The sequence below is a fragment of the Cellulomonas timonensis genome, from assembly GCF_900046455.1.
Lineage (GTDB): Bacteria > Actinomycetota > Actinomycetes > Actinomycetales > Cellulomonadaceae > Cellulomonas_A > Cellulomonas_A timonensis.
This window is the reverse complement of record NZ_FCOT01000008.1, coordinates 175,342-189,433: the sequence shown is the minus strand read 5'-3', so window position 1 is coordinate 189,433 and position 14,092 is coordinate 175,342. Positions and strand designations below refer to the sequence as shown.

Sequence of the window (14,092 nt, the reverse complement as noted above, 5' to 3'; positions counted from 1 at the left end):
GGCGCTACCGGCCCCGACGCGGGACCAGCCCGGACCCTCCTGGGTCCGGGCTGGTCATGAACGTCAGCGGCGCAGGCCGAGCCGCTCGATCAGGCTGCGGTAGCGGTTGATGTCGACCTTCTGCAGGTACCCGAGGAGGCGACGACGCTGGCCGACCAGCAGCAGCAGGCCACGCCGGCTGTGGTGGTCGTGCTTGTGCTCCTTGAGGTGCTCGGTGAGGTCCTTGATGCGCTGCGTGAGCATCGCGATCTGGACCTCGGGGGAGCCGGTGTCACCCTCGTGGGTGGCGTACTCGGTCATGATGGACTGCTTGGTGGCACTGTCGAGGGGCACGGTTCTCCAGATGTACTCGTTGCGCGGTGCTCCGGGGCATGTCCACCCGGGCGCTCTCATTCCGCGGCCGTTCTGACGGCCCTGCGATGTTACCAGGTGAGCCGCTCCGCGTGGCGCCGGGGCGCGCTCGACCCTAGGACGCCGCCCCCGCCAGCTCCTCGCGGACCCGCTCGACGTCCAGGCGCATCTGCGCCACGAGCGCGTCGACGGACTCGAACCGCAGCGTGGGCCGCAGGCGCACGACGAGCTCGAGCACGACCTCCGCGCCGTACAGGTCGAGGTCCGTGCGGTCCAGCACGTAGGCCTCCACACGGCGCCGGCGCAGCCCTTCGAAGGTGGGGTTCGTGCCGATGGAGATCGCCGCCGGCAGCACGCTGTCCACCGAGCCGGCCGGCCGGTCCGTGCGGCGCAGCCACCCGGCGTACACCCCGTCGGCGGGCACCATGCCGGTCGCCTCAGGCGCCAGGTTGGCGGTGGGGAACCCGAGCTCGCGGCCGCGCGCGTCGCCATGCACCACGACGCCGCGGATCCGGTGCGGGCGGCCCAGCACGCGTGCCGCCTGGCGCACATCGCCCTCGGCGAGCAGCTCGCGGACCCAGGTGGACGACCAGCGCCGCCGCAGCGGGTCGGCGAGGCGCCCCTCCCCCGGCTCCTCCACGAGGGTGGCGTCGTCCGGCGCGGGGGCGACGTCCTCGATGACCTCCACGTCGAAGCCGAACCGCTCGCCCAACTCGACCATCGTGGACAGGTCGCCCTCGTTGCCCCACCCGAACCTGACGTCGCGCCCCACCACCACGGTGCGCGCCCCGAGGGCGTCCACCAGGTAGCGCTCGACGAACTCGGCGGGCGACTGGCGAGCGAAGTCCAGCGTGTACTCGAGCATCAGCACCGCGTCGAGCCCGGTCTCGGCGAGCAGCTCCATCCGGTCCACGTCGCCCGTCAGCAGCGGGGGCGCCTGCTCGGGGCGGTGCACCAGCTGCGGATGCGGGGAGAACGTCACGGCCACGGCCTGCGCGTGAGCGGCCCGGGCGTCCGCGACCATCCTGGTCAGGACGCCGACGTGGCCGCGGTGCACGCCGTCGAAGTTGCCGATGGTCACGACCGAGGGGCCGAAGCCCGCAGGCACGTCGGCGAGTTCGGTCCAGCGGTGCACGTGCGCTCCTCGCGGCTCATGGGGCGCGACACTCCGCGCCCGGCAGGACAAAGCCTGCCACGGCCACGGGGGCGCGCCGCGCACAGGGCTGCTCCGCGGACGGCCCGCCGGGGTCGCAGGGTCGGCGCCACCCTTAGGGTCGGGGGATGCGATGGCAGACCCACGGCGAGCGGACCCTCTACGACAGCCCGTGGGTGCGCCTGACGCTGGTGGACGTCGACATCCCCGGCCACGGCCGGATCGAGCACCACGTGGTGCGCATGCCCGCGCACGCCTCGGGCACGCTCGTGCACGACCCCGATCGAGGGCTCCTGATGCTGTGGCGGCACCGGTTCATCACCGACACCTGGGGCTGGGAGATCCCCGCGGGCCGGATCGACGCCGGAGAGTCCCCGGCGCAGGCCGCGGCGCGCGAGGCCCTCGAGGAGACCGGCTGGCGGCCGGGCCCGATCACCCCGCTGCTCGACTACCACCCCACGAACGGGCTCAGCGACCAGGTCTTCCACGTGTTCACCGCCGACGGCGCCACACACGAGGGGCCGCCGTCAGACCCCAGCGAGTCGGAGCGCATCGCGTGGGTGCCGCTCGCGGAGGCCCGCCGGCTGGCGCTCGGCGGCGGCATCGGCGACGGGCTGTCGCTCACTGCCGTGCTCGCGTTCCTGGTCGAACGGCAGCCTGACGGCGCCACGGCCACCGGCGCCTGACGGCACTCAGGCCGGCGCGAACACCAACACCGGCCAGGCGTGCGCGCCCCGCGCCTCCAACAGCGCGACGAGCTCGCCGTCCGGGGAGATCCCCGCCACCGGCTGCCGGTCCGAGGGCGCGACCTCGATCCGCTTGCCGTACGACAACGCCGTGGTCTCCGCGGCAGTCAGCTCGCGCGCCGGGAGGATCGCCCGGGCGGCGTCGGCGAGGGGCAGCACGTCCAGCGGGACGTCCGCGGGCCACTCCTCGAGCTCGTCGAGCGTGCGCGCGCCGTCGATCGGGTAGCCGCCCACGCGCGTGCGGCGCAGCGCCGTGAGGTGCCCGCCCACGCCGAGGGACTCCCCCAGGTCGCGGGCCAGCGCCCGGATGTACGTCCCCGACGAGCACACCACCGTCACGTCCAGGTCCAGCGCGGCGGGAGCGTCGGCCGTCGCGGGGACGGCGCGGATCGCGTCGAGCGAGAAGCGGCTGATGGTGACCGGGCGCGCGGCGAGCTCGACCTGCTCCCCCGCCCGCACCCGGGCGTAGGCCCGCTGGCCGTCGACCTTGATCGCGCTGACCGAGCTCGGCACCTGCTGGATCTCCCCGGTGAGGGCGGCGATGCCCGCCAGGACCGCCTCCTGCGCCACGGCGCCGGCGTCGACAGCCGTGACGAGCTCGCCCTCGGCGTCGTCCGTGGTGGTCCGCACGCCGAGCCGGATCGTCGCCGTGTACTCCTTGTCGGCGCCGACCACGTAGGTGAGCAGCCGCGTCGCCTTCCCGACGCCGAGCACCAGGACGCCGGTGGCCATCGGGTCGAGCGTGCCGGCGTGGCCGACCTTGCGGGTGCCCGCGATCCGGCGCATGCGCGCCACCACGTCGTGGCTGGTCCAGCCCTGGGGCTTGTCGACCACGACGAGGCCGTCGGGCGCCGGGGGCCGGGGGGGGGGGCGGGGGGGGGGGGGGGGGGGGGGGGTCTTTTACACATCTGGCGCTGCCGACGGTGTTGCGCGGGGGGAGGTGGGGGGGGGCGGGGGGCAGTGGACGAAGGGGGGGGTCGCGGTGTCGCGGGGCGCGGAGTCGAGCACGCAGGCGGCGAGCGCGTCGACGGCGGCGTCCTCGCCCAGGTGGTCGGGGACGCCGGTCATCAGCAGCACGTTGATGAGCATGCCCTGCGCGACGAAGCCCTCGGCGGCGTGCTCGTCAGCGCCTGTGCGCTCGCGGAACAGCCGGAACACGGCCCCCAGCGTGCCGCGCGCCAGCCGTCCGATCTCCGGGTCGGTGGAGGCGAAGCCGTGCATGACCACCCGCAGCAGGTTGCGGTCCGCCAGCAGCGAGACGTACGCCTCCCCCATCTCGTCCTTCGCGTCAGGTCCGGGCCGCACGGCGGCGAGGGCCTCGACGACGCGCCGGGTCGCCTGGGTGTAGAGCTCGAGGAACAGCTGCTGCTTGGTGCCGAAGACCCGGACGACGTAGGGCTGGGAGACGCCCGCGGCCCGCGCGACCTGGTCGGTCGTCGTCCCCGCGTACCCGCCCTCGGCGAACACCGCGAGGGCCGCGTCGAGGATCTGCTCGCGGCGCTCCTCGCCTGTCATCCGGTTCTTGAGATCCATGTTGACAGGTTATCAGTCGATAACTAGCGTGCGAATCTCTGGTTATCATCCAATGCTTACCGGGAGTCCGCATGGCCACGACAACTCGCCAGGACAGCGCGGGGCGCACGCCGACGGCAGCGCCCCGACGGGTGGCGCCCGTCGCGCTGGCCCTGGCCGCCGCCTCGCTGCCGATGTTCCTCGCCACCCTCGACAACCTCGTGATGACCACCGCGCTGCCCGTGTTGCAGGAGGAGCTCGGCGCGAGCCTCGAGCAGCTGCAGTGGATGGTCAACGCGTACACGCTCACCTTCGCCACCCTCATGGTCGCCGCCGCGACGCTCGGCGACCGGTGGGGCCGGCGCCGGGTGTTCCTCGCCGGGATCGTGCTGTTCGCCATCGCCTCGATCGCCTCGGCGCTCGCCGGGAGCGCCGGGGCCCTGATCGCGGCTCGCGCCGTGCAGGGGGTCGGGGCGGCGGCGATCATGCCGCTGTCGCTCACGCTGCTGGCCGGCGCCGTCCCCGCCGCGCGCCGGGCCATGGCAATCGGCATCTGGGGCGGTGTCGCCGGGCTCGGCGTCGCGCTCGGCCCCGTGATCGGAGGCGCCGTGGTGGAGGGCATCTCCTGGCATGCGATCTTCTGGATCAACGTGCCCGTCGCACTCGTCGCCGTCCCCTTGGCGCTGCGCGCGCTGCCCGAGTCGCGGGGCCGCCGCCAACCCCTCGACCTCGTCGGCCTCATGCTCCTCGCCGCCGGGGTGCTCGCGATCGTGTGGGCCGTGGTGCGCGGCAACGACGACGGCTGGACGTCCGCGCGGGTCCTCATCCCGCTCGCGGGCGGCGCGCTCCTCATCGGCGCCTTCGTGCGGCATGTGCGCCGGGCGCCCCACCCGCTGATTCCGCTCCACCTCTTCCGGGCGCGCAGCTTCACGATCGCCAACATCACGGGCTTCGCGTTCTCGCTCGGGATCTTCGGCTCGGTCTTCCTGCTCGCCCAATACCTGCAGGTCGCCCTCGGGCACAGCCCGCTCGAGGCAGGGCTGCGCACCCTGCCCTGGACGGCGGCGCCGATGCTCGTCGCGCCGATCGCGGGCATGCTCGCGCCGCGCGTCGGCGTCCGGCCCCTGCTCACCAGCGGGCTCACGCTGCAGGCCGCTGGCCTCATGCTGCTCGCCGTCGCCGCGCCGACCACGACCTCCTACTCCCAGCTGGTCCCCGGCCTGGTGCTCGCGGGCATCGGCATGGGGCTGACCTTCGCGCCCAGTGCGACCGCCGTGCTAGCGGACCTCCACCAGGACGACCACGGCATCGCGAGCTCGACCAACTCGACCCTGCGCGAGATCGGCGTCGCACTCGGCGTCGCGGTGCTCGTCGCCGTCTTCGAGGGACAGGGCGGCCAGCTCACGCCGGAGGACTTCGCGACAGGCCTGCGCCCCGCCGTGCTCACCGGCGCGGCGGTCGTCGGGCTCGGCGCCGTGGCGTCGCTCCTGATGCCCGCGCGCACCGGGCACACCGATCGCGCCGATCGCGCCACCGCCACGACCCACGACCGACAGCCGCTCCGCGAGCACGCCCACTGAGTGGGACGACGACGGCCCGGCGCGCCATGTCAGCGCGCCGGGCCGTCGTCATGCGAGGGACGAGCCGCAGGTCAGGCCTGCGACTCCTCGTCCTCGGAGTCCTCGTCCACCGGCTTGCGGTACGGGTCCGCATCGCCGGCGTACTGCGCGGCCGCGGCCAGCGCCGCCACCTCCGCGTCCCGGCGCGCCGCCTCGTGCAGCGCGGCGTCCAGGTGCGCGGCTGTCTCGGGGACGGCGTCCAGGTGGAACTCGAGCGTCGGCGTCAGCCGGATGCCCGTCTGCTTGCCCACCTCGGAGCGGATGAGCCCCTTGGCACTCTCGAGCGCCGCGGCCGTGCCGGCACGGGCCTCGTCGTCGCCGTAGACCGTGTAGAACACGCTCGCACTCTGCAGGTCGCCCGTCACCCGGACGTCCGTGATGGTGACGAATCCCAGCCGCGGGTCCTTGACCCGCGTGTCGAGCATCTGCGCGACGATCTGCTGGATCCGTTCCGCGAGCTTCCTCGCGCGGCCATGGTCAGCCATGATGCCCAGCCCTTCTCGCCCTCCACGAGGGCATGTTGTCCGCAGACGCCAGGTGGCCCGCACCCGAGGGCACGGGCCACCTGACAGCTGTCAGCTACTTGCGAGGCTTCTCGCGCATCTCCCACGTCTCGATGACGTCGCCGATCTCGATGTCGTTGAAGGAGCCGAGCCCGATACCGCACTCGTAACCCTCGCGGACCTCGGTCGCGTCGTCACGGAACCGCTTGAGCGACTCGACCGTGAGGTTGTCCCCCACGACCTTGCCGTTGCGCAGCACGCGGGCCTTGGTGTTGCGCCGGATCTCCCCGGAGCGGACCAGCGAACCGGCGATGTTGCCGAACTTCGAGGAGCGGAACACCTCGCGCACCTCCGCGGTGCCGAGCTGCGCCTCCTCGTACTCCGGCTTGAGCATGCCCTTGAGGGCCGCCTCGACGTCGTCGATCGCCTGGTAGATGACCGAGTAGAACCGGACGTCCACACCCTCGCGCTCGGCGAGCTCCTCGACACGCTCCCCGAACTTGACGTTGAACCCGACGATGACCGCGTTGTCCACGGTCGCGAGGTTGACGTCGTTCTGGGTGATCGCGCCGACGCCGCGGTGGATGACCCGCAGGTCCACGCCCTCGCCGACGTCGATCTTGAGCAGCGCGTCCTCCAGCGCCTCGACAGCGCCGGAGACGTCGCCCTTGAGGACCAGGTTGAGGGTCTCGACCTTGCCCTGCTGCAGCGCCTGCGTGAAGTCCTCGAGGCTGATGCGCTTGCGACGCTTGGCCAGGAGGGCGGCACGCTCGGCGGACTCGCGCTTCTCGGCGATCTGACGGGCGGTGCGCTCGTCAGGGGCCACCAGGAACGTGTCGCCGGCGCTCGGCACCGACGCGAGGCCGAGGACCATGACCGGACGTGCCGGCCCCGCCTCGGTCAGCGCGTTGCCGTGCTCGTCGAACATCGCCCGGACACGGCCGTGCGCCGTGCCGGCGACGATCGCGTCGCCGACGTGCAGCGTGCCGGACTGGACCAGGACTGTCGCGACGGCGCCGCGGCCCTTGTCCAGGTTCGCCTCGATGGCCACGCCACGCGCGTCCTTGTCGGGGTTGGCCCGCAGGTCGAGCGAGGCGTCCGCCGTGAGCAGCACGGCCTCGAGCAGCTGGTCGATGCCCAGGTTCTGCTTCGCGGAGACGTCGACGAACATCGTGTCGCCGCCGTACTCCTCGGCCACGAGGTTGTACTCGGTGAGCTGCTGGCGGATCTTGGCGGGGTTGGCCGCCTCCTTGTCCACCTTGTTCACGGCCACGACGATCGGCACACCGGCCGCCTGGGCGTGGTTGAGCGCCTCGATCGTCTGCGGCATCACGCCGTCATCGGCAGCGACCACGAGGATCGCGATGTCGGTGACCTGCGCGCCACGGGCACGCATGGCGGTGAACGCCTCGTGGCCCGGGGTGTCGATGAACGTGATGGCGCGGTCCACGCCCTCGTGCTCGGCGCGCACCTGGTAGGCGCCGATGTGCTGGGTGATGCCACCCGCCTCACCGGCGACGACGTCCGTGCGACGGATCGCGTCGAGGAGCTTGGTCTTGCCGTGGTCGACGTGACCCATGACGGTGACGACCGGCGGGCGCGGACGGAGCTCGTCGTCGCCCTCCTCGGCCAGCTCGGCGTCCAGGTCGATGTCGAAGGCCCCGAGCAGCTCGCGGTCCTCCTCCTCGGCCGAGACCATCTCGATGACGTAGCCGAGCTCCTGGGCGAGCGTGCTGAACGTGTCCTCGTCGAGCGACTGCGTCGCGGTCGCCATCTCACCGAGGTGGAACAGCACCGTGACCAGGCTGGCGGGGTTCGCGTCGATCTTGTCCGCGAAGTCGTTCAGCGAGGAGCCGTGACGCAGGCGGACAACCGTCTTGCCGTTGCCGCGCGGGACCTGCACGCCACCCAGCGAGGGGGCCTGCATCTGCTCGAACTCCTGGCGCTTCGCCCGCTTGGACTTGCGCCCACGGACGGGGCGCCCTCCTGCACGGCCGAACGCGCCCTGGGTGCTGCCACGACCGGCGCCACCCGGACGGCCACCGCCGCCGGGACGGCCGGCGAAGCCGCCGCCACCGCCGGGGGCGCCGCCGGGGCCACCGGGACCGCCGGGGCGACCGGCGAAGCCGCCGCCACCGCCCGGACGACCGCCACCAGGGCGGCCACCGGGGCTCGGGCGCTCACCCGGGCGGCTCACGCCGCTCGAGCTGCGGCCCGGCATCATGCCGGGGTTCGGGCGCGGGCCACCGGGGCGGGGACCGCCGGAGCGCTCACCCGTGCCGGCCGGCGCGCCGGATGCCGCCGGGGCGGCGTTGTCGTTGCGACGCTCACCCGGACGCGGCATGCCCTGCGAGGGCGCGAACGGGTTGTTGCCGGGACGCGGGCCGCCGGGGCGGGGTCCACCCTGGCCGCCGCCACCCTGGCGGTCGGGACGGTCCTGGCCGCCGCGGGGCATGCCCTGCGACGGCGCGAACGGGTTGTTGCCGGGACGCGGGCCGCCGGAGCGGGCCGGAGCGGCAGGCGCCGGACGCGGGCCGGGGCGGGCGCCGGGCGCCGCCGCCTGCGGACGTGCCGGAGCGGCAGCCGCCGCCGGGCGCTCGGCCGGAGCCGCAGCAGGCGCGGGAGCCGGAGCCGCGGCAGGCTTGGCCGCCGCCGGAGCGGGGGCAGCCGGAGCCGGGGCGGGAGCAGCCGGCGCGGGAGCAGCCGGAGCCGGGGCAGATGCCGGGGCGGCCGGTGCGGCCGACGCGGCGGCCGGAGCAGCCGGAGCCGGGGCGGGGGCCGACGGACGGGGCGCCTTCGGCGCGGCAGCCTTCTCCCCCACGGGGTAGAGGTCGCGCAGTTTGCGCACGACCGGGGGCTCGATCGTCGAGGACGCCGAGCGGACGAACTCTCCGAGCTCGCCCAGCTTGGTCATGATGGTCTTGCTTTCCACTCCGAGCTCTTTGGCGAGCTCGTAGACGCGGACCTTAGCCACATCTCTCCTGTCTCGGTCCGCCCAAGACAGGGTCGGACCGTCGTTAGTGCTGGGTACTCATCGCTGGGTACTCATCGGTGCGTGCTCATCGGGCAGCCATCGGCTTCTCAAACCCGCTTCCCATGTCGACGGTTCTACGCTTCCGGGCTCGGGCCCAGGAGCTGGTGATGCTGGTCATGCCCTGCGGCCTCGAGGTGCGCCCGCACCGGCCCGACGTCCAACGGCCCTGCGACACGCAGGGCCCGCGGGAACGCACGACGCCGTTCGGCGAGCTCGAGGCAACGAGGATCGGAGTGCAGCCACGCCCCCCGGCCCGGAAGACGCCGGTCGACGTCGACGACCAGCACAGGGTTCCCCGCGCCGTCCGCCTGGACGACCGTCCTCATCAGGACCGACCTCAGGTCGGCCGACCGGCACCCCACACACGTGCGCACCGGGCCGCCGCCACTCGACGTGGCGGAGCTCTGATGGCTCATGGAGGAGAGCCGGGCGTCCGGCCCAGCCTCGGAGAGTCTACCGCGCCGCGTCACCGGCTGTGACCGGAGCCTGCACCCTGACCCGTCGCGTCGTCCTGGTCTGCGGCTGCGGCCTCGGCGGCGTCGGAGCGGATGTCGATGCGCCAGCCGGTCAGCTTGGCCGCCAGCCGCGCGTTCTGGCCCTCCTTGCCGATCGCCAGCGACAGCTGGTAGTCCGGCACGATCACCCGCGCCGCGCGGGCGACTGGGTCGACGACAGTGACGGAGAGCACACGGGCGGGCGACAGCGCATGCGCGACCATCTCGGCCGGGTCGTCGGAGTAGTCGACGATGTCGATCTTCTCGCCGTGCAGCTCGGACATGACCGCGCGCACCCGCGCCCCCATCGGGCCGATGCAGGCGCCCTTCGCGTTGAGCCCCTGCACCCGGGTCCGCACCGCCATCTTCGTGCGGTGGCCTGCCTCACGGGCGATGGCCATGATCTCCACCGAGCCGTCCGCCACCTCGGGGACCTCCAGCGCGAAGAGCTGGCGGACCAGGTTCGGGTGGGTCCGCGACAGCGTGATCTGCGGGCCCTTCGCCCCACGGGAGACGTCGAGCACCAGCGCGCGCAAGCGCTCGCCGTGCACGTACTCCTCGGTGGGGACCTGCTCGTGGGCGGGCAGCACCGCCTCGGTGCCACGCACCTCCACCAGCACCACGCGCGGGTCGCGGCCCTGCTGGATGACGCCGCCGAGCACCTCGCCCTCCTTGCCGCGGAAGGCGCCGAGCACCTGGTCGTCCTCCGCGTCGCGCAGCCGCTGCACGATGACCTGGCGTGCCGTCGCCGTGGCGATCCGCCCGAACCCGGCCGGGGTGTCGTCGAACTCGGGGCCCAGCACCACCGCCTGCGGCGGCGCCTCGCCCTCACCCTCGGCCTCGCCCTCGGGCGCCTTCGGGGTGATCTCCTCGCGCGCCCACACGGTCACGTGCCCGGTCGCCTGGTCCAGCTCGACCCGGGCGACGGACTGCGCGCCGGGCGTGCGGTGATAGGCGGAGAGCAGTGCCTGCTCGATCGCCGAGACCAGCACGCCCAGGCTGATGTCGCGCTCGCGCTCCAGCATCCTCAGCGCATTCATGTCGATGTCCACGTCAGCTCTCCTGTCCTGCCGACGTCGCGTCCTGCGCGTCGTCGTCCTCGTCGTCGGACACCTCGGCGAGCCGTCCCATCTCCACCTCGACCCTGCCTTCGCGCACCGCCGCGAGCGGCACGCGGACCGGGGCCCCCACCTTGGGCGGGCGCCCCTTCACACCCGGGGTCTCGGGTGTGAGGACCAGCACGGCGGCGTCCGGCGCCGAGCGGTCCACGTCATCGAGCCGTCCACGCAGCGTCGAGCCGTCCGTGCGGGTGAGCGTCATCATCCGGCCGCGGGCACGGGTGAAGTGGCGCCGCTCGGTGAGCGCGCGCCCGATCCCCGGGCTCGACACCTCGAGCGTGTGCTCGCCGCCCACAGCGGCGGCGTCGTCCAGTGCCGTCGAGATCGCCTGCGAGACCTCGGCGACGTCCTCGAGGTCGAGGCCGCCCTCGGCGTCCTCCTCGAGGTCGACCAGGATCCGGACGACCGACGTCTTGCCGGCCCCGACCACCTCGACCTCTTCGAGCACGAGGCCTGCGGCACTCACGAGTGGTTCCACGACGTCCCGGACCCGTTGCGCTGTTGCTGGCGCGGGCATGATCGCCTCCTGTCGGCTCCAGCGGGTCACCTGCGTGGTGTCGACCCTGTGTTGTTGTGAGGGGTCCAGCGTAACGAGTCCGCGCACGCCTGCCGGACGGTGGCGCCGGCATGGCAGGATCACCGCGATGACCGCGACCCGCCACACCCCGCCTCCGCGCCCCGCCGCGAGCCGTCTCACCGGCACGCGGCGGCTCGTCGTCGCGGTGCTGGCCGTCGCGATGCTCCTGACGGGGTGCGACCTGCGGCTCGAGACCCCCGCACCGCAGGCGCCGCAGCCCGACGCCGCCGAGCTGGCGCGCAGCCGCACGGTCGACGACTCCGCGATGCTGGCCGAGCACGCGCGGCTCGCCGCGCTCGGCCCCGCAGCGGACGACGACGCGATCGCGCAGGTCCTCGGATCGGTGGCGGCGTTCTCGGACCTGCACGGCGAGCAGCTCGGCGGGGTGTACGTCTCAGGCCTGGACGCCGACGGGACCCTCCCCGAGACGGCGTCCTCGGCGCCGCCCATCGTCCTGCCGGGCGAGGTGCTCGCACTGCTCGGGGTGACAGCCCTCACAGCCCGCAGCGATGCGGACAGCGCCGCCTCGGGCGCGCTCGCACGCCTGCTCGCGTCAGTGTCGGCCGCCCGCGCGGACCTCGCCGTCCGGCTCGCCGCCGCACTAGGCGTCGACGCCCCGACCGGCGTCGCACCCACGTTCGACCCTGCGCCGACGCCGGGGGCCGTCGACCTCCCCGTGCTGTCCGCGCTCGTCCTCGCGGAGGACGAGGCCGGGTACGCGTTCGAGGTGATCGCCGCGAAGCTGGCGGACGCGCAGCGCGCCGACGCGCAGGGCCGGGCCGCGCAGCACCGCGCGCGGGCGCAGGTGTGGGCTGACGCCTCAGGCCTCGTCTCCTCCGGGTCGGATCCGCGCCGGACGGCCTACGCGCTGCCCGCAGGACTCGACGACCCCGCCGTCGCCGTGGAGCTGGCCCGCGCCATCGAGGCCTCGCTGGCCGCGGGGTACGCGAACCTCGTCGCGGAGGCGGCCGCCGGGACCCGGGCCTCGGCCGTGGACGCGCTGCGGCAGGCCACCGCTGACGCCGCCGCCTGGGGCGCCGAGCCGGCCGCGTTCCCGGGACTGCCGGAGCAGGCCGCGCCGGTCGCCCTGGGCTGAGCCCGGCGACGGCTGAGCGCACCGACGGCTGAGCGCCCGCCGGCTCCTGGTCGGCGGGCGCTCAGCGCGGCGATGCGGGGCTGTCAGCGGGCGAGCAGGCCGTCCACCAGCTCCACGACGCGATCGGCCGCCTGCTCGACGGGCACCTGCTCGGCGGCCGGGCCGTCCGGGCCGGCGACGCGCGGTCGCACCTCGACCACACCGTCGGCGAGGCCACGGCCGACCACCACGACCAACGGCACCCCGAAGAGCTCGGCGTCGGCGAACTTGACGCCCGGCGACACCTTGGGACGGTCGTCGTAGATCACCTCGACGCCGCGCGCGGACAGGGTCGACGCGAGCTCCTCGGCGGCCGCGAAGACGGCGGCGTCCTTGCCGGTGGCGACGACGTGCACGTGCGCGGGGGCGACCCCGGCAGGCCAGGCCAGGCCCTTGTCGTCGTGGTTGGCCTCGGCGAGGGCCGCCAGGACACGGGTGACGCCGATGCCGTAGGAGCCCATCGTGACGACCTGCGCCTTGCCGTTCTGGTCCAGCACCGTCAGGCCGAGCGCCTGCGCGTACTTGCGGCCGAGGGCGAAGATGTGGCCGATCTCGATGCCGCGCGCCAGCTCGAGCGGGCCGGAGCCGTCGGGGGCGGGGTCGCCCGCGCGGACCTCGGCGGCCTCGACTGTGCCGTCGGCGGTGAAGTCCCGGCCGGCGACGAGGTCGAAGACGTGGCGGCCGGGCTCGTTCGCGCCGGTGATCCACCGCGTGCCGGGCACGACGCGCGGGTCGAGGAGGTAGCGGACGCCCAGCGAGCGGCCGTCCTCGTCGACGCCGGCGTTGGGGCCGAGCACCGACGGCCCGATGTAGCCCTTGACGAGCTCGGGGTGCGTGGCGAAGTCGGCGTCGACGGCGGGCTCCACCTCGGCGGGGGCCACAGCGGCCTCGAGGCGCTTGAGGTCGACCTCGCGGTCGCCGGGCAGCCCGATCACCACGAGCTCGCGCTCGCCGGTGGGCTGCACGAGTGCGAGCACCACGTTCTTGAGGGTGTCAGCGGCCGTCCACTCGCCCTCGGCACGCGGGAAGCGCTCATTGGCCAGCGCGACGAGGGTGTCGATGGTGGGGGTGTCGGGGGTGTCCTCGACGTGCGCGGCGGGGGCGCCGTCGTACGGGATCGCCTCGGGGACCACAGTCGTGACGGCCTCGACGTTGGCCGCGTAGCCGCCGGGCGAGCGCACGAACGTGTCCTCGCCGATGGCCGTCGGGTGCAGGAACTCCTCGCTGCGCGAGCCGCCCATCGCCCCGGACGTCGCGGCGACGATGACGTGCTCCAGGCCCAATCGGTTGAAGATGCGCTGGTACGCGTCGCGCTGGCGCTGGTAGGAGGCCTCCAGGCCGGCGTCGTCGAGGTCGAAGGAGTAGGCGTCCTTCATGATGAACTCGCGCCCGCGGATCAGGCCGGCGCGGGGGCGGGCCTCGTCGCGGTACTTGGTCTGGATCTGGTAGAGCGCGAGCGGCAGGTCCTTGTAGGACGAGTACAGGTCCTTGACCAGGAGCGTGAACATCTCCTCGTGCGTGGGCGCCAGCAGGTAGTCCCCGCCCTTGCGGTCCTTGAGCCGGAAGATGTTGGGGCCGTACTCGGCCCAGCGGCCGGTGGCCTCGTAGGGCTCCTTGGGGAGCAGTGCCGGGAAGTGGACCTCCTGCGCGCCGGCGGCGTCCATCTCCTCGCGGACCACCTGCTCCACCTTCGCCAGCACACGCAGGCCGAGCGGCAGCCAGGTGTAGATGCCGGGGGCGGCGCGGCGGATGTAGCCGGCGCGGACGAGGAGCCGGTGGCTCGCGACCTCGGCGTCGGCCGGGTCCTCGCGCAGGGTGCGGACGAAGAGCGTGGAGAGGCGAAGCAGCAT

The 14,092-nt window shown here is 73.8% G+C and carries 13 protein-coding genes; 3 read left to right on the top strand and 10 right to left on the bottom strand.

Features of this window, described 5'->3' with window-relative positions; genetic code table 11:
- Positions 1–63: 63 nt before the first annotated feature.
- Entirely contained in the window at positions 64–333 is a 270-nt protein-coding gene (gene rpsO, locus BN3788_RS01395; protein WP_066582054.1) for a 30S ribosomal protein S15, read from the bottom strand.
- A gap of 133 nt (positions 334–466) precedes the next feature.
- Entirely contained in the window at positions 467–1,486 is a 1,020-nt protein-coding gene (locus BN3788_RS01390; protein WP_066582053.1) for a bifunctional riboflavin kinase/FAD synthetase, read from the bottom strand.
- Positions 1,487–1,632: 146 nt separating this feature from the next.
- On the opposite strand from BN3788_RS01390, the gene BN3788_RS01385 reads away from it, so the two are divergent.
- Positions 1,633–2,190: an NUDIX hydrolase gene (locus tag BN3788_RS01385; protein WP_066582052.1), complete on the top strand. Its 558-nt coding sequence runs from the start codon at positions 1,633–1,635 to the stop codon at positions 2,188–2,190.
- 6 nt (positions 2,191–2,196) lie between these two features.
- Here BN3788_RS01385 and truB read toward each other — a convergent pair whose 3' ends face one another.
- Positions 2,197–3,084, bottom strand: a complete 888-nt coding sequence (gene truB, locus BN3788_RS01380; protein WP_082812477.1) for a tRNA pseudouridine(55) synthase TruB — start codon at positions 3,082–3,084, stop codon at positions 2,197–2,199.
- Positions 3,085–3,150: 66 nt separating this feature from the next.
- Positions 3,151–3,783, bottom strand: coding sequence for a TetR/AcrR family transcriptional regulator (locus tag BN3788_RS01375; RefSeq protein ID WP_234346419.1), 633 nt, complete (start codon positions 3,781–3,783; stop codon positions 3,151–3,153).
- A gap of 71 nt (positions 3,784–3,854) precedes the next feature.
- Between BN3788_RS01375 and BN3788_RS01370 the strand changes: the two genes are divergently transcribed.
- Positions 3,855–5,342: an MFS transporter gene (locus BN3788_RS01370; protein ID WP_082812476.1), complete on the top strand. Its 1,488-nt coding sequence runs from the start codon at positions 3,855–3,857 to the stop codon at positions 5,340–5,342.
- Positions 5,343–5,413: 71 nt separating this feature from the next.
- On the opposite strand, the gene rbfA is transcribed toward BN3788_RS01370, so the two are convergent.
- The 5 genes from rbfA to BN3788_RS01345 all read right to left on the bottom strand — a co-directional run bounded on the left by rbfA (position 5,414) and on the right by BN3788_RS01345 (position 10,996).
- The gene (gene rbfA, locus BN3788_RS01365; RefSeq protein WP_066582051.1) at positions 5,414–5,866 is read right to left on the bottom strand and encodes a 30S ribosome-binding factor RbfA; all 453 of its coding nucleotides are present in this window, start codon (positions 5,864–5,866) and stop codon (positions 5,414–5,416) included.
- 94 nt (positions 5,867–5,960) lie between these two features.
- Positions 5,961–8,858, bottom strand: coding sequence for a translation initiation factor IF-2 (infB, locus tag BN3788_RS01360; protein WP_066582050.1), 2,898 nt, complete (start codon positions 8,856–8,858; stop codon positions 5,961–5,963).
- A gap of 134 nt (positions 8,859–8,992) precedes the next feature.
- On the bottom strand, positions 8,993–9,334 hold the full coding sequence (locus BN3788_RS01355; protein WP_082812496.1) for a YlxR family protein: 342 nt from the start codon (positions 9,332–9,334) through the stop codon (positions 8,993–8,995).
- 50 nt (positions 9,335–9,384) lie between these two features.
- The gene (nusA, locus tag BN3788_RS01350; protein ID WP_066582046.1) at positions 9,385–10,464 is read right to left on the bottom strand and encodes a transcription termination factor NusA; all 1,080 of its coding nucleotides are present in this window, start codon (positions 10,462–10,464) and stop codon (positions 9,385–9,387) included.
- A gap of 1 nt (position 10,465) precedes the next feature.
- A complete protein-coding gene (locus tag BN3788_RS01345) occupies positions 10,466–10,996 on the bottom strand; it encodes a ribosome maturation factor RimP (RefSeq protein WP_234346417.1) in 531 nt (176 codons plus the stop codon).
- A 178-nt stretch (positions 10,997–11,174) separates the two neighbouring features.
- On the opposite strand from BN3788_RS01345, the gene BN3788_RS01340 reads away from it, so the two are divergent.
- Positions 11,175–12,203: a DUF4439 domain-containing protein gene (locus tag BN3788_RS01340; protein WP_066582044.1), complete on the top strand. Its 1,029-nt coding sequence runs from the start codon at positions 11,175–11,177 to the stop codon at positions 12,201–12,203.
- A gap of 83 nt (positions 12,204–12,286) precedes the next feature.
- Here BN3788_RS01340 and BN3788_RS01335 read toward each other — a convergent pair whose 3' ends face one another.
- Complete coding sequence (locus tag BN3788_RS01335) at positions 12,287–14,092, bottom strand: proline--tRNA ligase (protein ID WP_066582043.1); 1,806 nt, start codon at positions 14,090–14,092, stop codon at positions 12,287–12,289.

What these genes read in the sequence shown, in the direction of transcription:
- rbfA (WP_066582051.1), bottom strand. Translation starts at nt 5,866, where the DNA reads ATGGCTGACCATGGCCGCGCGAGGAAGCTCGCGGAACGGATCCAGCAG.
- BN3788_RS01340 (WP_066582044.1), top strand. Translation starts at nt 11,175, where the DNA reads ATGACCGCGACCCGCCACACCCCGCCTCCGCGCCCCGCCGCGAGCCGT.
- BN3788_RS01375 (WP_234346419.1), bottom strand. Translation starts at nt 3,783, where the DNA reads ATGGATCTCAAGAACCGGATGACAGGCGAGGAGCGCCGCGAGCAGATC.
- BN3788_RS01385 (WP_066582052.1), top strand. Translation starts at nt 1,633, where the DNA reads ATGCGATGGCAGACCCACGGCGAGCGGACCCTCTACGACAGCCCGTGG.
- BN3788_RS01370 (WP_082812476.1), top strand. Translation starts at nt 3,855, where the DNA reads ATGGCCACGACAACTCGCCAGGACAGCGCGGGGCGCACGCCGACGGCA.
- BN3788_RS01355 (WP_082812496.1), bottom strand. Translation starts at nt 9,334, where the DNA reads ATGAGCCATCAGAGCTCCGCCACGTCGAGTGGCGGCGGCCCGGTGCGC.
- BN3788_RS01335 (WP_066582043.1), bottom strand. Translation starts at nt 14,092, where the DNA reads ATGCTGCTTCGCCTCTCCACGCTCTTCGTCCGCACCCTGCGCGAGGAC.